At 73.9% G+C, this 22,508-nt stretch carries 19 protein-coding genes; 11 read left to right on the forward strand and 8 right to left on the reverse strand.

All coding sequences use genetic code 11. The features are described 5' to 3' along the window. The 3 genes from MNY62_RS17570 to MNY62_RS17580 all read right to left on the reverse strand — a co-directional run. On the reverse strand, positions 1 to 3,476 hold a 3,476-nt coding region (locus tag MNY62_RS17570; RefSeq protein WP_242345496.1), incomplete at its 3' end, for an InlB B-repeat-containing protein. 319 nt (positions 3,477 to 3,795) lie between these two features. Beyond that, positions 3,796 to 4,284, reverse strand: a complete 489-nt coding sequence (locus MNY62_RS17575; RefSeq protein WP_242345497.1) for a methylated-DNA--[protein]-cysteine S-methyltransferase — start codon at positions 4,282 to 4,284, stop codon at positions 3,796 to 3,798. Further along, positions 4,281 to 5,735 (reverse strand): AlkA N-terminal domain-containing protein, encoded by a 1,455-nt coding sequence (locus tag MNY62_RS17580; RefSeq protein WP_242345498.1) that lies wholly within the window; start codon positions 5,733 to 5,735, stop codon positions 4,281 to 4,283. The genes MNY62_RS17575 and MNY62_RS17580 overlap by 4 nt, the downstream gene beginning before the upstream one ends. 249 nt (positions 5,736 to 5,984) lie before the next feature. On the opposite strand from MNY62_RS17580, the gene MNY62_RS17585 reads away from it, so the two are divergent. From MNY62_RS17585 to MNY62_RS17595, 3 genes are all read left to right on the forward strand, one after another. Beyond that, on the forward strand, positions 5,985 to 7,313 hold the full coding sequence (locus MNY62_RS17585; protein WP_242345499.1) for an ATP-binding protein: 1,329 nt from the start codon (positions 5,985 to 5,987) through the stop codon (positions 7,311 to 7,313). After that, positions 7,310 to 8,233, forward strand: coding sequence for a tetratricopeptide repeat protein (locus MNY62_RS17590; RefSeq protein WP_242345500.1), 924 nt, complete (start codon positions 7,310 to 7,312; stop codon positions 8,231 to 8,233). Before MNY62_RS17585 ends, MNY62_RS17590 begins: the two co-directional genes overlap by 4 nt. A gap of 94 nt (positions 8,234 to 8,327) precedes the next feature. Next, positions 8,328 to 9,008 carry a YkgJ family cysteine cluster protein gene (locus tag MNY62_RS17595; RefSeq protein WP_242345501.1) on the forward strand — a complete coding sequence of 227 codons (681 nt, stop codon included), beginning with the start codon at positions 8,328 to 8,330 and terminating at the stop codon, positions 9,006 to 9,008. A 23-nt stretch (positions 9,009 to 9,031) separates the two neighbouring features. Here MNY62_RS17595 and MNY62_RS17600 read toward each other — a convergent pair whose 3' ends face one another. After that, on the reverse strand, positions 9,032 to 9,232 hold the full coding sequence (locus tag MNY62_RS17600; RefSeq protein WP_242345502.1) for a hypothetical protein: 201 nt from the start codon (positions 9,230 to 9,232) through the stop codon (positions 9,032 to 9,034). Between the two features lie 205 nt (positions 9,233 to 9,437). Here MNY62_RS17600 and dnaE point away from each other — a divergent pair, with 205 nt between their 5' ends. Beyond that, positions 9,438 to 13,085, forward strand: coding sequence for a DNA polymerase III subunit alpha (gene dnaE / locus MNY62_RS17605; protein ID WP_242345503.1), 3,648 nt, complete (start codon positions 9,438 to 9,440; stop codon positions 13,083 to 13,085). Between the two features lie 57 nt (positions 13,086 to 13,142). Here dnaE and MNY62_RS17610 read toward each other — a convergent pair whose 3' ends face one another. From MNY62_RS17610 to MNY62_RS17620, 3 genes are read right to left on the reverse strand one after another with little or no spacing between them, the layout of a single operon-like run. Next, on the reverse strand, positions 13,143 to 13,598 hold the full coding sequence (locus MNY62_RS17610; RefSeq protein WP_242345504.1) for a hypothetical protein: 456 nt from the start codon (positions 13,596 to 13,598) through the stop codon (positions 13,143 to 13,145). A 49-nt stretch (positions 13,599 to 13,647) separates the two neighbouring features. After that, on the reverse strand, positions 13,648 to 14,001 hold the full coding sequence (locus MNY62_RS17615) for a hypothetical protein (RefSeq protein ID WP_242345505.1): 354 nt from the start codon (positions 13,999 to 14,001) through the stop codon (positions 13,648 to 13,650). Beyond that, on the reverse strand, positions 13,998 to 14,777 hold the full coding sequence (locus MNY62_RS17620) for a GNAT family N-acetyltransferase (protein ID WP_242345506.1): 780 nt from the start codon (positions 14,775 to 14,777) through the stop codon (positions 13,998 to 14,000). Before MNY62_RS17620 ends, MNY62_RS17615 begins: the two co-directional genes overlap by 4 nt. Before the next feature lie 374 nt (positions 14,778 to 15,151). Between MNY62_RS17620 and MNY62_RS17625 the strand changes: the two genes are divergently transcribed. From MNY62_RS17625 to MNY62_RS17655, 7 genes are all read left to right on the forward strand, one after another. Continuing rightward, a complete protein-coding gene (locus tag MNY62_RS17625; protein ID WP_242341451.1) occupies positions 15,152 to 15,613 on the forward strand; it encodes a helix-turn-helix transcriptional regulator in 462 nt (153 codons plus the stop codon). A gap of 146 nt (positions 15,614 to 15,759) precedes the next feature. Next, the gene (locus MNY62_RS17630) at positions 15,760 to 16,971 is read left to right on the forward strand and encodes a threonine ammonia-lyase (RefSeq protein ID WP_242345507.1); all 1,212 of its coding nucleotides are present in this window, start codon (positions 15,760 to 15,762) and stop codon (positions 16,969 to 16,971) included. Between the two features lie 3 nt (positions 16,972 to 16,974). Then, positions 16,975 to 17,199 (forward strand): hypothetical protein, encoded by a 225-nt coding sequence (locus tag MNY62_RS17635; RefSeq protein WP_242345508.1) that lies wholly within the window; start codon positions 16,975 to 16,977, stop codon positions 17,197 to 17,199. Between the two features lie 184 nt (positions 17,200 to 17,383). After that, complete coding sequence (locus tag MNY62_RS17640) at positions 17,384 to 17,953, forward strand: RNA polymerase sigma factor (RefSeq protein ID WP_242345509.1); 570 nt, start codon at positions 17,384 to 17,386, stop codon at positions 17,951 to 17,953. Positions 17,954 to 17,967: 14 nt separating this feature from the next. After that, positions 17,968 to 21,270 (forward strand): protein kinase domain-containing protein, encoded by a 3,303-nt coding sequence (locus tag MNY62_RS17645; RefSeq protein ID WP_242345510.1) that lies wholly within the window; start codon positions 17,968 to 17,970, stop codon positions 21,268 to 21,270. Positions 21,271 to 21,272: 2 nt separating this feature from the next. Then, a complete protein-coding gene (locus tag MNY62_RS17650) occupies positions 21,273 to 21,758 on the forward strand; it encodes a hypothetical protein (protein WP_242345511.1) in 486 nt (161 codons plus the stop codon). 113 nt (positions 21,759 to 21,871) lie between these two features. Further along, on the forward strand, positions 21,872 to 22,192 hold the full coding sequence (locus MNY62_RS17655; RefSeq protein WP_242345512.1) for a hypothetical protein: 321 nt from the start codon (positions 21,872 to 21,874) through the stop codon (positions 22,190 to 22,192). A 24-nt stretch (positions 22,193 to 22,216) separates the two neighbouring features. On the opposite strand, the gene MNY62_RS17660 is transcribed toward MNY62_RS17655, so the two are convergent. Next, positions 22,217 to 22,456: a DUF2905 domain-containing protein gene (locus MNY62_RS17660; RefSeq protein ID WP_242345513.1), complete on the reverse strand. Its 240-nt coding sequence runs from the start codon at positions 22,454 to 22,456 to the stop codon at positions 22,217 to 22,219. Positions 22,457 to 22,508: the final 52 nt, after the last annotated feature.

Here is a 22,508-nt window from a genome sequence, read left to right on the forward strand (position 1 = left end):
GCCGTGAACGTCACCACCTGGGCCGGGTTCGTGTTCGCCACGCTCACCGTGCACACGCCGCTCACGCAGGTGAGCCCGTCGCCCGCGACGCTGCCCTTCCCGATCCCCGTGGTCCGCGTCGTCACCGTGTACGTCGCCGGCTGGAACGTCGCGGTCACCGTCCTGGCGCTCGTCACCGCCACCGAGCAGACCGGGCCGGAGACGCTGGTGCAGCCGGACCACGACGTGAAGACCGAGCCCGTCTCCGGCACGGCCGTGAACGTCACCACCTGCGCAGGGATCGTGTTCGCCACGCTCACGGTGCAGACGCCGCTCGCGCAGGTGAGCCCGTCGCCCGCGACGCTGCCCTTCCCGATGCCCGTGGTCCGCGTCGTCACCGTGTAGGTGGCCGGCTGGAACGTCGCGGTCACCGTCCTGGCGCTCGTCACCGCCACCGAGCAGACCGGGCCGGAGACGCTCGTGCAGCCGGACCACGACGTGAAGACCGAGCCCGCCTCCGGCATCGCCGTGAACGTCACCACCTGGGCCGGGTTCGTGTTCGCCACGCTCACCGTGCACACGCCGCTCACGCAGGTGAGCCCGTCGCCCGCGACGCTGCCCTTCCCGATCCCCGTGGTCCGCGTCGTCACCGTGTACGTCGCCGGCTGGAACGTCGCCGTGGCCGTGCGCGCGCTCGTCATCGCCACCGTGCAGACCGGCCCCGAGACGCTCGTGCAGCCGGACCAGGACGTGAAGACGGAGTCCGCGCCGGGGGTCGCGGTGAGGGTCACGAGCTGCGCGGGCGTCGTCTTCGGCACCTGCACGGTGCATCCCTCGGACGATCCAGAGGCGCACGCGATCCCGAGGTCGCCCGCGACGCTGCCCTTGCCCAGGCCGGCCGTTCGGACGGTGAGCGCGTAGCTCGTGAGGGCGAAGGTCGCGGTGACGTCCTTCGCCGCGTCCATCGTGACGGTGCAGGTCCCGGTGCCCGAGCACGGGCCCGACCATCCCTGGAACCTCGAGTCGACGTTCGCCTCGGCGCTCAGCGTCACCGTGGCCGGCGCGTCGAACGTGGCGCTGCACACGGTTCCGCAGTCGATCCCGGAGGGCGAGGAGACGACGCGCCCACCGCCCGTCCCGGAGCGCGAGACTCGCAGGGGCGCATGCGTGGTCACGAGCGCCACCCGTGCGCGGGTCGCTCCATCCGACGGGGCCGAGCCGTCCCAGATGCTGTAGGGCACGAGGACGCTGCCGGGCGGGCCGGCAGCGATCCGAGCTACGAGGCCCTGCTTCGGCGTCGAGCCGATCACGAAGGGATCGGCGTCGATGGGCATCCCCGACTCGCCCACGCGGACGCCGACCAGGGACTCGCCGGTCGTACCTCGGCTCGAGCAGACGGCGACGTGGTTCTTGCCGTCGTACGCCACCCCCCACGTGCCACATCGTGGTTCGGAGGTCAGAAGGAGTCCGCCCGGATCCAGCACCGCCCCGTCCGCAGTGATCCGCGTCGCGTACACGTTTCCCGTCACGCTGTCGCCCCACGCGACGAGATGCCGGCCCCCGCCGAAGGCGAGCCCGCCCGCGCCCTGCCGACCCGCAAGCGTGACGATCGGGAGCCCCTGGGGATCGAGGACCCGTCCGTCGATGGCCACGCGCGCTCCGTACACGTCGGAGCCGCCGGTGTTCCTTTCGTCGGTCCAGACCACGAGATAGCTCTGGCCGTCGAAGGCGAGCGCTGGCCCCGTTTGCCAGCCGGCAGCGGTAGAGACGGCGAAGCCGTTCGGGTCGAGCACGGTCCCACCCGCGGACACGCGAGCGCCATAGACGTCCCAGACACCCCCGTTGCGCCCGTCCTGCCACACCACGAGACAGCTCGACCCCGCGCAAGCGATCGCCGCCCTCGTCTGGGCGCCCGCCGCGTTGCACACGGCGATGCCTCCGGGGTCGAGCACCACGCCGCCGGTCGATACTCGCGCGGCGCGAATGTTCCAATCGGCGGTCGTGCGATCCTCCCACACCACGACGTAGCTCGAGCCGTCGAATGCCACCGCGGGCGCGGACTGGTCGCCCGTCGCGGTGGCGATCGGGATCGCGATGTCGTCGAGGACGGCGCCGCTCGCGCTCACGCGCGCCGCGTACACGTCCGAGCCCGCGCCGCTCCGGTTGTCGTGCCAGACGACGAGGTAGTTGGTCCCGTCGAACGCGGCGCCGCCGACGATCTGCGTGTTCGCGCCGCTCGTGAACGGGGAGCCGTTGGGAGTCAGCACCTGCCCGGTCCCGTCGACGAGCGTGCCGGAGATCTCCCATCCCTTGTTCGTGTGCCCGTCGCCCCAGACGACGAGACCGGACGCGCTCCCCCACGCGATCGCCGGGGCCTCCTGGCCGAAGAGGCCCGGCGTGAGGGAGAGCCGATCGAGCACCGCGCCGTCCGCGCTCACGCGCGAGCCGTACACCTGCGACCCCGAGCCCCAGCCGAGATCGCTCCAGACGGTCACCCAGTCCGTTCCGTCGAACGACACGGAGGGCGCGTACTGGTTAGGGCTGGCGGAGATGAGGAGGCCGTCGGGATCGAGCACCGTCGCGGCCACGCGTGCGCCGTACACGTCCGAGCTTCCGGGACTGTTTCGCTCATCTACCCACACGACGAGCGCGGCCGATGGACCGGTCGCGATCGCGGCGTCTCGCTGGGCGCCCGGCGCCGCAGAGACGACCGCCTCGCTCCCCTCCAGCACGACGCCGGCTGCGCTCACGCGGACGGAGTAGATGTCCGTGTCGCGGGGATCGAGCCCGCTACGGCCGTCCGACCACACGACCAGGTAGCTCTCGCCGTCGAAGGCGATCGCCGGAGACTCCTGCGTCCCCGCAGCGGCCGACACCGGGAACTCGGCCTCGACCGCGAGCGCGCCCCCGCCGCTCGCGCGCACCGCGTGAACGCGCGGCATCCCGCCCTGGAGGTCGCTCCAGGCGACGAGGAAGCCCCCACCTCCCCCCGAGACCGCCGGGGAGATCTGGTCGCCGGTGGCCGCGGAGAGCGGAACCCCTCCGAAGTCGAGCACCTCCCCCGCCGGGCTCACGCGAGCGCCGTAGACGTCGGAGCCGCCACCGCGCGCATCCTCCCAGACGACGAGGTACCGCTCGCCGTCGAACGCGACGGCCGGGGCTCGCTGGTTCCCGGGAGCGGTGGAGATCGGGAATCCGTGCGGATCGAGCAGCGTCCCGTCCGCGCTGACGCGCGCGCCGTAGATGTCCGGGTCGACCCCGTTCCGCTCGTCCTCCCAGACGACGAGGTAGCTCGTGCCGTCGAACGCGACGGCGGGCGCCCTTCGAACCACGCTGCTGGCGCCCGGGACCGGAGCGTCCATCCCCACCGCTGCGCCAACGATCGGACCGAGCGCGGAGACCGTCGAGCCGTCGGCGACGCGACCGGCGCTCGGCGCGCCTGGCGAGTCGCAGCCGACGGCGAGCGCGACGAGGAGGACGGGGATGACCCGACGCATGGAAATCTCCAGGGATGGACGGACGGTGCGCCTTTGCCTGACGGTGAATTTCACCGTACGCGACTGCTGACGACGGACGCAAGGCGAAAGCCCGACCAGCGCCACACCTACATCCGCCGCGAGTGGAGCTCTCGCATGCGAGGCGACGAAGCGTCCCGCGCACCGGGGACATCGCCCGCGCGACGTGACGCTTTCGCGACCCCCCGACTCCCAGAGCCCGAGACGCACCACCGCTGGGCGCGCGCCGCGCGTGGCTCGCCGCGAAGGACGCCCGCTCCGCCGGTGACCACCCGAGGGCCGACGCGCGTGAGCGGCGATCTCAGCGAGCCTGCGGAAGCGCCGCCCGCTCGTGCTCGAGCAACCACCGCTTGCGCTCCACGCCGCCCGCATACCCGGTGAGCGCGCCGTCCGCGCCGATCACCCGGTGACACGGGACCACGATGGAGACGGGGTTCCGGCCGTTGGCCGCGCCCACGGCTCGCGCCGCCGTCGGCCGGCCCAGCCGGGCGGCGATCTCCCCGTAGGTCCGGGTCTCGCCGAACGGGATCTCGGCGAGCGCGCGCCACACCTCGAGCTGGAACGGCGTGCCGCGGGGGCGAAGCGGCAGGTCGAAGGAGGTCCGCTCGCCCGCGAACCACTCGGCGAGCTGCCGGCGCGCCCGCTCGAGCAGCGCGTCTCCCCGGCCGTCGCGCGCGGCGAGCTCCGGCGCTCCCTGATCCTCCATGTAGACCGCGACGAGCGCGTCCGACTCCGCCACCAGCCGGAGCCTGCCCACCGGGCTGTCCATCACGAGCTCACGGTACGTCATATGTCCGCTCCTCCCGCCACCAGGGTCCACAGGTGCATCACCGCGTAGGCACGCCACGGGCGCCACGCCTCGGCGCGCGCCTCGGCGGCCCGGCCGGAGGCTTCGCCCAGCGCGCGGAGCACGCCGAGGTCCGCGGCGGGGAACGCGTCGGGGTCGCCGACGGCGCGCATGGCGATCACCTCGGCGGTCCAGGGGCCCACGCCGGGCAGCTCGAGGAGCCCCGCCCGCGCGGCCTCGCCATCGGCGCCCCTGTGGAGAGCGAGACCGCCGCCGGCGACCGACTCCGCCAGCGCCAGGATCGTCCGGGCGCGCGCGCCGGGCATGCCGGCGCGGGCGATCGGGTCGACCCCGGCCGCGGCCACCGCCTCCGGCGTGGGGGCGAGCCGGTCGAGCCCAGGGAAGGGCGTCGCGACGGGCTCGCCCAGCGCCGCGGCGAGCCGCCCGCCGACGGTGGTGGCCGCGGCGACGCTGACCTGCTGCCCCACCACGACTCGCACCGCCGCGTCGAACCCGTCGAACGCTCCAGGGACACGAAGGCCCGGGTTGCGCCGGAGGGAGCGCGAGAGGACCGGATCGCGGCGCAGCCACGCCGCAACGGCGTCGGGTCGTGCGTCCAGATCGAACAGCCCTCGCAGCCGTGCCACGAGCGGCATGAGCGCCCCCGCCAGCGAGAGCGACACCTCGGCTCGAAGGGCCGGCCGCGCCGGATCGCGCGTCACCGAGACCCAGCCCGTCCGGCCGCCCAGGCGCACCGTCCGGCGATAGGCGCCGGCCTCCACCTGCTCCACGCGCGCCGTGCACCGCGCCGCGAGGAAGCCGAGCATGGCGTCCCAGTCCAGCGGGGGGCGGAAGTCGAGGCGGAGCACGAGCGACGTCGCCGGGGCGCCGTCGCCGTGCGCGCGCCGGATCGCCGAGGGTGCGCGGCCGAAGCGCTGCTGGAAGAGCGCGTTGAAGCGGCGCAGGCTCGAGAAGCCCGCCGCGAAGGCCACCTCGGCCATCGGAAGCGCGGTGTCGTGGAGGAGCTGCTTCGCGAGCGCCATCCTTCGCGACTGCGCGAGCTCGATCGGCGTGACGCCCAGCTCGGCGGCCACCGCCCGGCGCAGGTGGCGGGACGTGACGCCGAGCGCCGCGGCGAGGTCGTCCACCGACGCCTCGTTGAGGAAGCCCTCCCCGATCCGCGACGCCGCCGCGGAGACGAGGCGGGGGACGGCGTCGACCGGGCCGCCCCCGGGGGCGAGCTCCGGGCGGCAGCGGAAGCAGGCGCGGAAGCCCTCGCGCTCCGCCTCGGCGGCGCGCGCGAAGAACACGCAGCGGTCACGTCGCGGCGTGCGTGCCGGGCAGACCGGGCGGCAGTAGATGCCGGTGGTCCGCACGCCCACGAAGAAGCGCCCGTCGAAGCGGGGATCCCGCGCGGCCAGCGCGCCAAAGCAGGTGTCGGCGTCGAGGTTCACGCCCCCTGTCTAGCGGCTCGCGCGAAGCGTGTCTGGCCGTTTTCGGACCTGGGGGCCACGGCACGATCCCGGGGCCCGCGAGCTCCCGGACCGGCGCCCGGCCGGGCCGGGCGACGGGCACGCTCGCGTTCCTGCCACCCGCCGTGAGGCGATGTGGGCGGCGCACTGCGGCGGGACGGCGGGCCTTCGCTCCACCGAGGCCGCGCGACCGGGTTTTCCAACGATCGGTGGAGCGGATAGCATCCCCTCGTGACCAGCGACCCCGTCGTGCTCGCGCTCCGCGCCGCCATCGCCGCGAACGACTCCGCCGAGCTGCGCGCCGCGCTCGGAGAGCACCTGCTCCGGTCCGGCGCGCCGCGAGAGGCGCTCCTCGAGCTCGAGGCCGGGCTCCGGCTCGCGCCCGGCTCCGGCCCGCTCCTCGACGCCGCGGCGCGTGGCGCGGAGGCGAGTGGCGACCCGGGCCGCGCCGCCGCATACCGGCTCGCCGCGAAGGCGATCGCGGGCGCCTCGGAGGCGGCCCCGCTCTCGCCGCCGGCGCCGATCCCCGCCCCGCCGGAGGCGGCTCCCCGCGAGCACGACGCCGAGGACGACCTCGACGAGGAGGAAGACGACGAGGTCGGGGACGATGCGCCGGCCCGCGGCGAGCGGCTCGCCGGTGGACCGAACCTGCGCCTCCTCTCCAGCGAGGGCGAGCCGATCGATGACGACGCGCCCCCGCCCGTGGCGTTCGCAGACGTGGGCGGGATGGACGAGCTCAAGGCGCGGCTCGAGCGGAGCTTCCTCGGGCCGCTCCGCGATCCCGAGACGTACCGGCGCTTCGGCAAGAAGATCGGCGGCGGGATCGTGCTCTACGGCCCGCCCGGCTGCGGGAAGACGTTCCTCGCCCGCGCGCTCGCCGGCGAGATCGGCGCGCGCTTCACCGAGGTGGGCCTGTCTCAGGTGCTCGACATGTGGTTCGGCGAGAGCGAGCGACGGCTCCACGAGCTCTTCGAGAACGCGCGGCGCCGCGCGCCGACCGTGCTGTTCTTCGACGAGGTGGACGCCCTCGGGCAGCGCCGCTCGCAGCTGCGCGGCACCGCCGGGCGCAACCTCGTGAACCAGCTCCTCTCGGAGATGGACGGGTTCGCGTCGCGGAACGAGGGCGTGTTCTTCCTCGCGGCGACGAACCACCCGTGGGACCTCGACCCGGCCCTGCGCCGGCCCGGCCGCTTCGACCGGCTCGCCTTCGTGCCGCCGCCGGATGCGGAGGCGCGGCGGCGCATCCTGGAGCTGAAGCTCGGCGAGCGGCCGGTCGCGCCCGGCACCGATCTCACGCGCGTCGCGCGCGTGACCGACGGCTTCAGCGGCGCGGACCTCTCCGCCCTGGTCGAGGCCGCCACCGAGCTCGCGATCGAGGCGACCCGCAAGAAGAAGGCGGAGCAGCCCATCGACGACGGGCTCCTCGCGCGCGCCGTCAAGGACGTGAAGCCCTCGACGCGCGCCTGGTTCGAGGTGGCGCGCAACCACGCGATCTACGCGAACGAGGGTGGGGCCTACGACGACCTCCTCGAGCACCTCAAGGCGATCAAGCTCGCATGAGCGAACCCGGCTTCCAGGAACGGATCGAGCGGGCGCGCGCAGCGCTCGAGGTGGGTCGCCTCGACGAGGCGGAGCGCGCCGCGCGCGGCGCCCTCGCCGTGGATCCCGCCGCCGAGGAGGGCCACGCGCTCCTCGCGCGCGTGCACCTCAAGCGCGGCGCGCACGCCGAGGCGCTGCGGGCCACGGAGGCGGGGATCGCCGCGACGCCCGACTCCGAGTGGCTCCACCAGCTCCGCGCCCTCGCGCTGAGCGCGATGGGGCGCGGTGACGAGGCGCTCGCCGCCGCGGACGAGGCGGTGCGCCTCGAGCCCGAGCTCGCGCCGGCGCACTACGTGCGCTCCGTCGTCCTCGAGGCGATGAAGGACCTCCCCGAGGCGCGCGCGGCCGCCGACCGCGCCGTCGAGCTCGACCCGGAGGACGCCCGCTACCACGCGCAGCTCGGCGATCTCTGGCTCGCGAGCGACCCCGCTCGAGCCGAGCGGCACTACCGGGAGAGCCTCGCCCTCGACCCGGCGCGCGCCGACACCCTCAACAACCTCGGCGTCGCGCTGAACGGCCAGAAACGTACGCGCGACGCCGCGCTCGCCTTCCGCTCCGCCGTGATCCTCGACCCGACGCACAAGGTCGCAAAGCAGAACACCCATGCCTCCGTGCGCAAGCTCGCGGGCGGCGGCGTGCTGTTCGCCGTCGCCATGGGGGTGACGCAGGGCGCGCGGATCGTGGAGCGGCTCGGCCGGGACACGAGCGAGACCGTGCGCTGGGTCGCGCTCGCGGTCGTGCTCGCGGGCATCGCCGCCACCTGGGGGATCTGGTTCTGGCGACGCACGGCGGGGATCCGCAAGCTCGCGGAGAGCGATCCGCAGCTCCACGCGATCTACGTGAGGCTCGAGGCCGACCGGAAGGCGGGGCGGCTGCGGTAGCGGAGCGCGTGCCCGACGGCGGCGCCCCGAAGGGAGCGATGGCCCTTCCGTCCTTCCCGCCCGGAAGGCGTCCAACGAGAATGCGGCGGACGCCATGTCCAGCGACCCGATCGCACGCTGCGAGGAGCGCGTCGCTTCCCTCGCTGCCTCCTCGCTCGCGCGGGCGCGCGACGAGGGCGATCTCGCGGTCCTGCTCGGCGGGGTGTGGACGATCGTCGAGGAGGAGCTCGCGGCCGGCCGTCCCGCCGGCAGCCCCGCGCCCGCGTGCGGTCCGGGATGCGCGGCGTGCTGCACGGTGAACGTCGGGACGCTCGCGATCGAGGGGGCGGTCGCCGCGGCCTTACTCCGGCGAGACGTCCCGGCGATCGAGCTCCCCACGCTGGCGGCGACGCTCCGCGCCTTCCACGACGGCGTCCGGTGGCTCGAGGACCGGGAGCGCATCGCGGGCAGGATCGCGTGCCCGTTCGCCGATGCAGCCGGGCGGTGCGCCATCCACGCGGCGAGGCCACTCGCCTGCCGCAGCATCAGCTCGCTCGATCCGGCCGAGTGCCGCCGCGCGCTCCGCGAGCTCGCAGACGACGAGCCGGGCCTCGTGCGGATGGACTGGCTGCAGAAGGCCCTCAACGACGCGGCGCGCGTGACCCTCTCCGAGGCGCTCGCCGCCCGCGGCCTGGACGGGCGCTTTCGCGACGTGTCCGGAATGACGGCCGCGTTCCTCGGCGACCCGGGGCTGGTCACCGCGTTCCTCGCCGGGCGACGGCTCCCGGTCGAGTGAACGCAGGCGCCTCCGCGGAACCGTCAACGTCCGCGCTGCGAGGCCTTGGGACCCTGCTTCTCCACGAACGGATTACGCGGCTTGCCGATGCGCCGCTCGGTCTCCCTCGGATGGCCCGCGACGTCGGAACCCGCCGACGCCTCCGGTCCCGTGACCTCCGCGGCCGCAGGCTGTGCGCGGCGCACGGGCTTTCCCTTCTTCTTCCGCTTCGGGCTGACGGGCATGATCGTCTCCTGGTTTTCACCCTTGTAGACGGGATGGCCCCGAGGGGCACGCGCAATCGGAAGGCGGGAGCGAGGGGGCGACCCGAGGCGCGCCGAGGTCGCGGCCCTCCGCCGGCGAAGAGACCCGGCGATAAAACCCGCTTACCGCACGCAGGTTTGCGCTGCCTGGCAGGCGTCAGGCCCCCCTGCTACAACCCAGCGCTCGATGCCCGGCGCCGACTTCGTCCATCTCCACCTGCACACGCTCTACTCCCTCCTCGACGGCGCGATCCGCATCAAGGACCTGCTCAAGACCGTCCAGGCGAAGGGAATGACGAGCGTCGCCGTGACCGACCACGGCAACCTCTTCGGCGCGGTCGACTTCTACAAGAAGGCGAAGGAAGCCGGCGTGAAGCCCATCCTGGGCATGGAGGCCTACGTCGCGGGCGACAAGGGCCGCCACGACCGCTCCGAGCGCGTCGGCCGCCACCTCATCCTCCTCGCCAGGAACGCGGAGGGCTGGGCGAACCTCCGCTTCCTCTCCTCCAAGGCCTTCACCGAGGGCTTCTACTACGACCCGCGCATCGACAAGCAGATCCTGCGCGACCACTCGAAGGGCCTCATCGGCCTCACGGCCTGCCTCGCCGGCGAGGTGCCGCGCCTCGCCCGCCAGGGCGACATGGACGGCGCGCGCCGCGTCGCGCGCGAGTACCGCGACATCTTCGAGCCCGGCTCGTTCTTCCTCGAGGTCCAGTCGAACGGGATGCGCGAGCAGCTCGACGTGAACGCCAAGCTCGCGCAGCTCGGGCGCGACGAGGGCATCCCGCTCGTCGCCACCGCCGACGCCCACTACGTCTCCCGGCAGGACGCGAAGGCGCACGAGGTCCTCATGTGCATCGCGTCCAACAAGACGTTCCAGGATCCGAAGCGCCTGCGGCACGAGACCGACGGGCTCTTCATCCAGTCGCCCGACGACATGGTCGCGGCGCTCCCGGACTTCCGCGAGGCGATCGACAACACGCTCCGCATCGCCGAGATGTGCAACGTCGAGCTGCAGCTCGGCAAGTCCTTCCTCCCGCGCTTCCAGCTCCCCGACGGCGTCTCCGAGGAAGACTGGATCGAGAAGCTCGCGAAGGACGGGCTCGACGCGCGCTTCCGCGAGATCGACGGCAAGTACCCGCACGATCGCGACGCCTACCGGCAGCGGCTCGAGATGGAGCTCGGCGTCATCAAGAAGATGGGGTTCAGCGGCTACTTCCTCATCGTCCAGGACTTCATCAACTGGGGGAAGCAGCACCAGATCCCGGTCGGTCCCGGCCGCGGCTCGGGCGCGGGCTCCATCGTCGCCTGGTCGCTCCGGATCACCGACCTCGACCCGCTCCGCTGGAACCTGCTCTTCGAGCGGTTCCTCAACCCCGAGCGCGTGTCGATGCCCGACTTCGACGTCGACTTCTGCCAGAACCGCCGCGACGAGGTCATCGACTACGTCCGCGAGAAGTACGGCAAGGACAACGTCGGCCAGATCATCACCTTCGGCTCGCTCAAGGCACGCTCCGTCATCCGCGACGTCGTCCGCGTGATGGGGCTCCCGTTCGCCGAGGGCGACAAGATCGCGAAGCTCGTCCCGGACCCGGTGCAGGGCAAGACGCCGCCGCTCAAGGAGCTCGTGTTCGGCAGCGACAAGATGCCGGCGGAGCCCCGGCTGGAGGACCTCTACAGGAAGCCCACCGTCATCTCGCAGTGGGTCGACGAGAAGGGCGTCCAGCACACCGTCACGACGAAGGACCTGCTCGACATCGCGATGAGCCTCGAGGGCCTGAACCGCCAGGCCGGGCTCCACGCCGCGGGCGTCGTCATCGCGGACAAGCCGCTCTGGGAGTACGTGCCGGCGTACAAGGACGACAAGTCCGAGATGCTGGTGTCGCAGTTCGCGAAGGAGGAGGTCGAGGCGGCGGGCCTCGTGAAGTTCGACTTCCTCGGCCTCAAGACCCTCACGGTCATCGACGACGCGCTCCGGATGGTGAAGCAGAACCACCCCGAGATGAAGGACTTCACCGCCGCCGACATCCCCATCGACGACCCCAAGGTCTACGAGCTCATCAGCCGCGGCGACACGGCCGGCGTCTTCCAGATGGAGTCCTCGGGCTTCACCGAGATGGTGATCAAGATGAAGCCCTCGCGGTTCGAGGACGTCATCGCCGCGGGCGCGCTCTACCGGCCCGGCCCCCTCGACCAGAAGCTCGAGGACGGCCGGACCATGGTCGACGTCTACATCGACCGCAAGCACGGCCGCGAGAAGGTGGTCTACGACCACCCGAAGCTCGAGCCGGTCCTGGAGCCGACCTACGGCGTCATCGTCTACCAGGAGCAGGTGATGCAGATCTCGCAGGTCCTGGCGGGCTACTCGCTGGGACAGGCGGACCTGCTTCGCCGCGCGATGGGGAAGAAGAAGGCCGAGGTCATGGCCAAGGAGCGCGTCGGCTTCCTCGCGGGCGCCGTGAAGAGCGGCGTCGACGAGAAGGTCGCCGGCGGCATCTTCGACCTCATGGAGAAGTTCGCGGCGTACGGCTTCAACAAGTCGCACTCCGCCGCGTACGGGCTCCTCACCGTCCAGACCGCCTGGCTCAAGGCGCACTACCCGGTCGAGTTCATGGCCGCGCTCATCTCGAGCGAGGCTTCGAACACCGACAAGGTCGTGCTGCACATCTCAGAGGCGCGGGCGGACGGCATCGAGGTGCTGCCGCCGGACGTGAACGAGTCCTTCAAGGACTTCGGCGCGTTCGGGCCGGCGGAGGCTCGAGCGGCCGGCAAGAAAGCCATTAAGGGCCGGATCCGCTTCGGCCTGGGCGCCGTGCGCGGCGTGGGCGACTCCGCCGTGCAGGCCATCCTCGAGGCGCGCAAGGAGGGCGGCCCGTTCAAGACCCTCTACGAGCTCGCCTCGCGGGTCGACTCGAAGAAGATCAACAAGAAGGTGGTGGAGGCGCTCGTGAAGTCCGGCGCGCTCGACTTCGAGGGCGTGCCGCGCTGGCAGCTCTACGCCGGCATCGACTCGGCCTTCGCCGCCGGCGCCTCCGCGCAGGCCGACCGCGCCTCCGGCCAGGCGAGCCTGTTCGGCGCGCTCCCCGCCGCGCAGGTCGAGCAGAAGCCACGCTACCCGCGGCCGGGCGACGTCATCGGCGAGCTCACCGTCGAGGAGTGGCCGGAGCGCGTGCGGCTCGCGTTCGAGAAGGAGGCGCTCGGCTTCTACCTGACCGGCCACCCGCTGCAGGGGTACGAGAAGGAGGTCCGGCGCTACGCGTCCACCACCTGCGCCGCGGTCGCGAACAAGCGGCACGGTGACAAGGTCTCGGTCGTCGGCGTCGTCGCTGCGGTGCGCGAGCGGATGAACAAGGAGAAGGGCACGCGCTTCGGCTTCCTCACCCTCGAGGACCTCACCGGCACGGTCGAGGTCGTGTGCTGGGCCTCGCGCCCCGCGACCGGCCAGCGCCCCGCGCAGAAGGGCTGGACGGACTGGGAGATCTTCTGCAAGTCGGACGAGCCGCTGCTCGTGCACGGCGAGGTGCGGATCAACAACCGCGAGGAGGAGAACCCGCGCGCGGAGATCACCGCCATCGACATCGAGCCGCTCTCGCTCGTGCGCAAGCAGAAGACCTCGGAGATCGTGCTCCGCATCGACGCGGAGCGGCTCTCCAGCGAGCGCGCGGCGGATCTCAAGTCGCTCCTCGCGCGCCACCCCGGCGCCTGCGCCGTCACGGTCCGGGCGGTCATCCCCGAGCAGAGCGAGACGACGGTCTCCGTGCCGCTGAAGGTGCAGCCGACGGACGATCTGCTCGAGTCGGCGCGGCGGCTCGGGTTCGAGGTGGAGCTGCGCTAGCTCGCGCCGCTCACCTCCGTGCGGCGCCGGCGGTGGGCACTCCGCGAGGCGCGAGGATCAGATCTCCGGCACGGCCTCGCGGCGCTCGATCGGGATGACGCGCGAGGTGCCTCGCCCGCCGCGCTCACGGACGGCGGCGAGCCGCCGGCGCCCGCGCCGCCAGACGATCCCCCAGCCCGCGACGGTGAGCGCCTCCACCGCCGCGTCGGCGAGGTAGATGCGCCGGATCCGCCCGCGTGCGGCGTAGAGGCCGCCTCCGCCGCCGAGCGCCGCCGCCGACGCGGCCCCTAGGAACGCGATCTCCTCCGTCACGCGCCGGCGCGCCCCCGCGAGCACCAGCGTCGCTCCCACCGCTGCGATGAGCGCGCCGACCGTCTTCACGAGCCAGCCCGCCTGCTTCGGCCCCGTGACGACCTCGAAGCTCCGGAGGTGGACGATCGGCCAGACTCCGGTCGCCACCCAGTACGTGCCCTGGGCGAGCGCCAGCTTGCGTGGAAACGAGGTCGGCTCCATGAGGCCAACCTGCGCATCGACCCGGGCCGGGCGCCCGGCGCCCGGAGCGTCAGCGGAGATCGCGCAGCATGCAGACGCGGCCGGGGCCGTCGGCGATCGTGCCGCAGGCGTAGCCCTGCGGGCAGTCCGCGCTCGTCTCGCAGCGGATCTCGCAGGTCCGGAAGGTCGGTCTGCCCGGTCCGCAGCCGGCGATGCCGCAGTACTCGACGCAGCGCTGCCCGGTCGCGCACCCGGTCTCCGGGCAGGGCTCGTGCAGCCCGGCAGCGGAGGCCTGCCGCGTCTCGCTCGGCGCGGTGCCGCCGGGAACCGCCGAGCCGCCCGTCCCGCCGCGCCGCGCGCACGCGCCGCCGAGCGACAGGGACGCTACCGCCAGCGCGACCGAGACTGCCCGCGCGCCGCTCATCGCTCCCGCACCAGCACGGCCCGTGGGTACGCGCAGCGGAAGCCCGCCTTCTCGAGGGTTCGCTGCGACGCGGTCCCGGGCTCCGTCGCCGAGGCGGCGAGATCGCTGCCCAGCGCGGCCGCCCACGCGAGCCGAGCGCGCACGAGCGAGAGCTGGATGCCGGCCCCGCGCCGCTCCGGCACGACGCCCGCACCCGACAGCGTCGCCACGCCGCGATGCGCGGAGGCGAGCGCCACCCCCGCGAGCGCGCCGCGCTCGAACGCGCCGAACGCGACGTTGCCCGGGGCCCGGGGCATCGTCAGGAGCCCCTCGAGCATCGACGCGTACTGCGGCATCCGCCCGAAGTACGCGACCGCGAACGTCTCGGCCCAGAGGCGCTCCTCCTCCCGGCGGATGGGACGGACCTCCACGGCCGGCGCGTCCGGCAGCGGCTCGGGCGCGCGGAACCAGATCTGGTGGAACCGCTCGATCCGGTAGCCCCGCCGCGCCAGCTCCGCGCGGAGCGAGGCGTCGGCCGGCGCGGCGATCTCGATCCGGATCGCGCCTCCGCCGCTCCCGAGGTGCGCCTCGATGCGGTCCACTTCCGCCGCGGTCACCGCGCCCGCGAGCCCCACCCCGAGCGCCGCCGAGAACGGCGAGCCCGTCCCCTTCGACACCACGAGCCCGCCCCCGATCTCGAGCGCGCCGCTCGGCCCGGGCTCGCCTGTCCGTGCGAGCTGCTCCGCCTCGGCGCGCTCGATGCGCCGGGCCAGCTCGCGCAGATCTGGGGAGGACATGACTCGAGTCTCGGCGCGGATCCCGCGCGTGTCCAGCGCGTTCGCGGCCGCTCGCCCGCTCGATCTCTCGCGGTCACGGAGCGTCTCCCTGGCTGCGACAGATCGCACGCTGCGCTCGCCCGTACCCACGGTTGGTCCCCGTGGCCGACCCGCGCAGAGTCCTTGGGTCGCCGGACACGAAGGCCCCTGATCTGGCTTGTGAAAACCCAAATTAGCTTTCAACCGGCCCGCGTCGGGTGACCAGTTGTTTTCAAGCCTGTAGTATGTGGGACCTGTCTCCACACCGAGACGACAGGGGGTGCAGTGTCATGATGCGCGCGAACGTTCGGGTCCCCGCCCCGCGGGGCGCCGCGGCTCATTGCGAGGGCGACGCCATGCTCCGCTGCGACCGTCAGGCCGAAGACATGCTCCGCGTGTTCTTCCCGGAGGCCACCGACGGCGCAACCATTCCGAGCGAGCTTCGAGGCCTCACCGATGGGGCTCAGCAGGGGCCGCCGGGGATCCGCCGAACGCTCGTGATGGAGGGCCACGGCGAGCGGCTCCGGATCGAGGTCACCGCGGTCGGGAAGGGCAAGACGCAGCTGCACCTCTGGCGGGAGCCGCTGCCGGAGCCCGTGCAGATCGGGCCCGAGCCGGTGCAGGCGTCGCCGGGAGACGGGCTCACCCAGCGTGAACGCGAGGTGGCCCTGCTCGTCGCCGACGGGCTGCGCTCGCGCGAGGTCGCGGAGCGGCTCGGGATCGCCTCGCAGACCGTGAAGAGCCACCTCAAGACGATCTTCGACAAGCTCGGCGTGCGGAACCGCGTCGAGCTGGCCCGCCGCCTGGTCCAGCACTAGGCGACGAGGCGCACGCCGCGGTCGCGGGCGGTACGCGAGAGCGCACCCCGCCGAGGCCCCGCCGCGACCCCTCCGACGCGCGCGCCGTCGCCGCGTCCCCCGCCCTTGCGATCGATCGCCCGCGGGGGGTAGCGTCGCCCTCCCACATGATCACGCTCCAGGACGTCCAGGCCGCGCTCGGCCGGATCCGGGATCGCATCTACGTCTCGCCGTGCGCCCGCAGCGAGACGCTCTCCCGGCTGACCGGCACGAGCGCCCACCTCAAGCTCGAGAACCTGCAGATGACCGGCGCCTACAAGGAGCGCGGGGCGCTGAACAAGCTCCTCCTGCTCTCGCCGGCGGAGCGCGACCTCGGCCTCATCGCGGCGAGCGCGGGCAACCACGCGCAGGCGGTCGCCTACCACGCCGGCCGACTGGGCGTGAAGGCCACCATCGTGATGCCGGAGACGACGCCGATCACGAAGGTCGCGAACACCCGCGCGCACGGCGCGCGGATCGTCCTCCACGGCGCGAACTACGACGAGGCGTACGCCGAGGCGCGGAGGCTCGAGCAGGTCGAGGGCCTCACGTTCGTCCACCCGTTCGACGACCCCGCGATCATCGCGGGCCAGGGAACGATCGGCCTCGAGATCCTCGACCAGGATCCGGAGGTCGAGACGATCGTCGTCCCGATCGGCGGCGGCGGGCTCGTGTCCGGCGTCGCGGTCGCGGCGAAGGAGCGCCGGCCGGGCGTGCGCGTCGTCGGCGTCGAGACCGAGGCCCTACCCTGCATGATCGCGGCGCTCGACGCGGGGAAGCCCGTGACGCTCGAGCCGGCGAACACCATCGCCGACGGCATCGCCGTGAAGCGCGCGGGCGAGCTCACGCTCGACCACGTGAAGCGCTACGTGGACGACATCGTCACCGTCTCGGAGGAGGAGATCGCGAGCGCGATCCTGTACCTCCTCGAGCGGGAGAAGACGGTCGCGGAAGGAGCGGGGGCCGTCACGGTCGCGGCGCTGATGCAGCGGAAGCTGCGGGGGGTCGAGGGCCGGAACGTCGTCGCGATCGTCTCGGGCGGCAACATCGACGTGAACCTCGTCGCCCGGGTGATCGAGCGCGGCCTCGTGAAGGACGGCCGGCTCGTCCGCATCAGCGTCGCGCTCCAGGACAAGCCCGGCCAGCTCGCGAGGGTGTCGTCGATCGTCGCCCATCACCGCGCGAACGTGATCGAGGTCCACCACACGCGCGCGTTCGCCTACCGGTTCGGCGACACCACCCTCCAGCTCACCCTCGAGACGCGCGGCCCCGAGCACGTCGAGGAGCTCCTCACCGCCCTGCGCGAGCGGGGCTATCAGGTCCAGCGCATGGGGCTGTAAGGCATGGCGAGCCGGGCGGATCGGAAGCCGGAGGCGCTCGCTGCGGCGCGGCAGGGCGCGCGGCGGCGGGAGCGGGCGCGCGCGCTCCTCATCGGCGCGATCGTGGCCGCGATAATCGGGTTCGGCGCGGGCCTCCTCGTGCGGATGTGGAGCGACAGCTCGCCCGAGGAGCGTGCCCGCGACACCGTCGGCGAGCTCCGGGAGCGCGCGCGAGAGCTCGCCCACTGACGCGCCCACGTCACGTCGGCCGTGCCGCCGCCTCGGTCCCTGGGACCCCTCGTGCGACGAGGGCGACCCGGGGAGGACGAAATTGGGCAGCGTCGTGTGCGTTGAACGGATCCGGCCGGTCGGTCATGATCCCGGCCTGGTCGCCGTGCCCCGCTCGTGGGAGCCGGCGAGGAGGTCCGCGCGCATGAGGGACGACCGCGCCGGGGCGCTCATCGAGGACGGAGAGCTCCAGGCCGGCGCAGAGGCGGTCGTCCGCGACTACGGCCCCCAGATCCTGGGGTACCTCACCTCGATCCTGCGCAACGACGCGGACGCGGCCGAGGTGTTCTCCCAGTTCACCGAGGACCTCTGGCGCGGCCTGCCCGGGTTCCGCGGGGAGTGTCCCGTGCGCGTCTGGGCCTACCGGCTCGCCTGGCACGCCGCGGCGCGCCACCTGCGCGATCCCTACCGGCAGCGCGGCCGGCGCCTCGAGACCACGGAGCTGTCGCGCATCGCCGACGAGGTCCGCTCGAGCGTGCTCCTCGGGCAGCGCGAGGCGCGCCAGCGCGGCATCGACCTCCTGCGCGCGCGGCTGTCGCCCGACGAGCAGACGCTGCTCGTGCTCCGGCTCGACCGCGGCCTCTCCTGGCGTGAGGTCGCGACGGTGCTCGCGGAGGAGGGCGAGGGCGTGGACGAGGCGGCGCTGCGGAAGCGGTTCGAGCGCCTCAAGGAGCGACTCGCCCGGCTGGCTCGGGAGGAGGGGCTCCTCGAGTAGGAGCGCGCAGGTCCATGGCGGACGGGATCTACCCGAAGCCCATCACCTCCCCGGAGCTGGCCGGGGAGAGCGAGGCCCTGTCGTCGCTGCTCATGGAGCTCGCGAGCGCGCCGGAGCGGGATCCCGGCGACCTCCCTCGCCCGATCGCGGCGGGGCAGCGGGTCGGCCGGTTCGAGCTCCTCCGCGAGGTGGGCCGCGGCGGCTTCGGCGTCGTCTTCGAGGCCCGGGACACCGAGCTCGGGCGGCTCGTCGCGTTCAAGGCCATGCGCCCGTCGCTCGCGCAGCCGGCGCTGCTCGAGAAGCCGCTGCGCGAGGAGGCGGAGGCGGCCGCCCGGCTCAACCACCCGAACGTCGTCACGCTGCACGACTACGGGATCCACGAGGGCACGCCGTACCTCATCCTCGAGCTCCTCCGCGGCGAGACCCTCCAGAAGCGGCTCCGGCGCGGCCCGATGGCGCCGCTCGAGGCCGTGCGGCTCGCGCGGGACGTCGCGCGCGGGCTCGTCCACGCCCACGCGAACGGCGTCGTCCACCGGGACCTCACGCCGGGAAACGTCTTCCTCACGGACGAGGGCGGCCTCAAGATCCTCGACTTCGGCCTCGCCCGCCTGCTCGACCGCGCCAGCCTCGCCGGCGGCACCCCGGCGTACATGGCCCCCGAGCAGCTCCGCGGGGAGCCCGGGGACGCCCGCGCGGACGTGTTCAGCGCCGCGGTGATGCTCTTCCAGACGCTCGCCGGCCGGCTCCCGTTCCCGCAGATCGAGGGCCGGAGCGCGGCGCTCGATCCCGGACCGCCGCCGCCGCTCCCCCTGCACGACGCGCCGCCCGAGCTCCCCGCGCTGCTCGCGAGCGCCCTGTCGAAGGATCCCGCCGGGCGACCGCAGAGCGCGAGCGCGCTGCTCGCCGCCCTGCAGCGCGTGGAGGAGGCGTACACCGAGCGCGCCGCCGCCGCCTCCCGGGCGCTGCGCCACCACCGGCTGCGCCGGCTCGCGGCGGTGCTGGGCACGATCGCGATCGCCGCGGCCTCTGGCGCGGCGGTGCTCGCGCTCCGGGCGCGCGCCGAGGCCGAGCGAGCCCTGCGCGCCTCGCGCATCGCGAGCGCCGCGGAGGGCGCCTCCGATCCGCTCGCGGCCGCGCTCCTCATGTCTGAGCTCGGCGACGATCCGCCCCCGCGCGCGCTCGAGATCGCGCAGCGGATCCTGTCGGAGCCGATCCCCATCGCCGTCCTCGACCACCCGCCCGGCGGGCTCGGGCTCGCGGTCAGCCCCGACGGGCGTCAGGTCGCCGTGGGCGTCGGGATGACGGCAGCCGGCGACGGCACCCCGGCGGCGGGCGTCGCGATCTGGAACGCGGACGGCACCGGCGGCGCGCGCGTCCTCACCGCCCCGGGCATGCACACGACCGCGCTCGCCTTCACGCCCGACGGGGCGCGCGTGGTGGCCGGCGCGCACGACGGCGAGCTGCGCGTGTTCCGCGCCGACGGGAGCGGCCCGCCCCTCGTGCTGTCCGCCGGGTCGAGCCCGCACGCGACGCTGGCGGTCGCGCCCGACGGCAGATCCGCCGCGGTCGGCGCGCTCGACGGGCGCGCGTGGATCGTCCCCCTCGACGGCACGCGCCCGGCGCGCCAGCTCATGCACGACGGCGCGGTCCTGGCGCTCGCCTACGGGCCCGACGGCGCGCGGCTCACCACCGGCGGCGGGGACGGGCACCTGCGCATCTTCGACGCGCGCTCGGGCGCGCTCCTCGCCCGCGTGACCCTCCCCGGCGGCGCGCTCTTCGCGCTCGCCTGGGCGCCGGACGGCCGCTCGATCGCCACCGCCTCCGAGGACGGGGTGGCGCGCCTCTTCACCGGCGACGGCACGCCCCGCGCGGCCTTCGGCGCGCCGGGCGTGCCGCTCTCCTCCGTCGCGTTCAGCCCCGACTCGCGGCGGATCGCGATCGCGTCGCAGGACGGCTCGGCGCGGATCTACCCCGTCACGTCGCCCGCGCGCGAGGTGCGCCTCCGCGGCCACCGCGGCGCCGTCACCGACGCGCGCTTCAGCCCGGACGGCGCGCACGTCCTCACCGTCGGAGCGGACGGCACGGCGCGGGTGTGGGCGGCCGACGGCGAGGGCGCGCCGCTCGTGCTCCGCGGCCACACGGCCTTCGAGGCGACGTTCTCCCCGGACGGCACGCGCATCTTCACGCGTGGGAAGGATCGGACGATCCGCGTCTGGAGGGCCGAGGATCCGCGGGCGCGGGGCGTCCTGCGCGGCCACGGCGAGCTCGTCGACACGGTCGAGTGGACGCACGACGGCTCGCGCATCGTCACCGCGGGGCACGACGGCACGGCGCGGATCTGGCCGATCCACGGGGATGGCGCGCCGCTCCTCATCTCCGATCCCGGCCGCGTGCTGCACTCGGCGGACCTGGACCGTGACGAGCGGCGGCTCGTGACCGCGTCGGAGGACGGCACGGTGCGGATCTGGGACGCGCAGGACGGAAGGCTGCTCCGCGAGCTTCGCGGCCACACGAGCTCGGTGCTCTCGGCGGCGTTCAGTCCGGACGGCACCCGCGTCGCGAGCGCCTCGCTCGACGGCACCGTGCGCATCTGGCCCGCCGACGGGGGCGGCGAGCCGCTCGTGCTCTACGGCCACGAGAAGGGCATCACCTCCGTGTGCTGGACTCCGGACGGCCGCTTCGTGGTCTCCGCCTCGCAGCTCGACGCGACGGTCCGCATCTGGCCAGTGGACGGCTCGCCCGCGAGCGTCATCCGCGCGGAGCGGAGCGTCTTCCGCGCGACCGTGACGCCCGACGGGACGCGCCTCCTCGTCGCCGAGGAGAACGGCCCCCTGCACGTGTACCGGCTCGAGCCGCTCGAGGAGCTGCCGCCCATCGCGGCGCTGCCGGAGGGGCTCTTCTCGGCGGCGGCGAGCCCGGACGGCGACCGGATCGCGCTCACCTCGCACGATGGCATCGTGCGCGTGTACCCGGCCTCCGGCGTGGGCGAGCCGCTCATCCTGCGCGGGCACGACGGCAGCGTGGGCCACGCGGCCTTCAGCCCGGACGGCACCGAGCTCGCGACCGCGTCGATCGACGGCACCGCGCGCGTGTGGACCGTGTCGTGGGGGCGCGTGCTCGCGCTCCTGCGTGCCTCGACGACCGCGTGCCTGCCGGTCGCGCACCGGGTCCAGATCCTCGGGGAGGGCGCCGCCGAGGCGGAGCGGCGCGCCGCCGCGTGCGAGCAGCGCCACGGCCGGGCCCCGGAGCCGCGCCGGCCTCCACGGAGCCCGCCGGCCGCCGGGCTCCCGCCGCCGCCCTCGGCGCGAGGAGGATGAACGTGAGAGCCCGCGTCCTCGCCCTCGCCTTCGTCGCCGCGCTGGCCGCCGCGCCTGCGCGCGCCGACGCCCCCACCCCGCCGCGCCTCCCGCCCCCTGCTCCGCTGCCGCCGCCCGCCGGCTCCGAGCGGGTCGAGGTCCGCGTCACGTTCCCGCCGTGGCAGTACACAGGCAGGTTCCGGCTCGAGACGGCGTCCGGCGAGCTCGTCGATCAGGGGACGGCGCGGGACGACGGCGGGTTCGCGTCGCAGGCGACCGTGGAGCGCGTGCTCGAGGGCGCCCGCGGGACGCTCGTCCTCCGCGTGGAACGCAACGCGAAGGTGCCGCGCTTCCCGGCGCTGTTCGGGCGATGGACGGTCGTGCGTGGCACGGGCGCGTACGCCCGCGCCGTCGGCCGCGGTACGTTCACGAGCTGTGCGTCCGGCGAGGTGGGCAAGGGGAGCCCCTTCGAGCTGCAGACGCTCGTGGGCCACGCGCGCCTCCGGTGATCCCCCTGGCCCCGCGGTGGGTCCCCGATGGACCCGCGGCGGCTCGCGTCACGAGACTCCTTCTCGCCGCTCTTCATCCATGGGTGGCCGTATCGCCCTCGGAGGAGTGGATCATGACGAGCGAGAAGCACGACACTCTCTTTGCCGGGCTGCCGCGAAGGCGGCGTCTCGCTGGACTCGTCACGATCGCCCTCTGGCTGGGGATCGGCGCCGCCTTCGTGACGGACATGGTCCCGACCCGGTCGAGCATCGACTGGCTGTACGGGGTCGAGGCGCGGCGCGATGCGTACGCCCGCGTCCTCGCCGCGCGCGCCGCGCAGCAGACCCCCGCGCCGCGCCGCGCTGCGCGCGCCGTCCCCGCCGCCGCGGCGGCCATCACTCGCACGGCATCGCAGGCGCACGCGCCGGAGGCCGCGATCTGCCAGGCGCCGTGACGGGGGCGGCTCCCGCCGGGAGGCCTACCCGCGCCGGCCGAGGAGCCACAGCAGGAGCGTGAGGACGATCGACAGGACGACCGACGTTCCGAGCGGCAGGTAGAGCCGGAAGCCGTCTCGCTCCACCGAGAGGTCGCCCGGCAGCCGTCCGAGGCGCAGCCCGGGGAAGCGTTCGGCGAGGATGAGCAGGACGCCGGCGATCGCGATCACCGCGCCCGCGAGGACGAGCATCCGGCCGAGGCCTCCGAGGCCACCCGCTGGCATGAGGCGATCCTAGCGGGAGCGAGAGCGAGTCGCGAGAGGACGGCCGAGCCAC

The sequence above is a fragment of the Anaeromyxobacter terrae genome, assembly GCF_022690685.1.
Lineage (GTDB): Bacteria > Myxococcota > Myxococcia > Myxococcales > Anaeromyxobacteraceae > Anaeromyxobacter > Anaeromyxobacter terrae.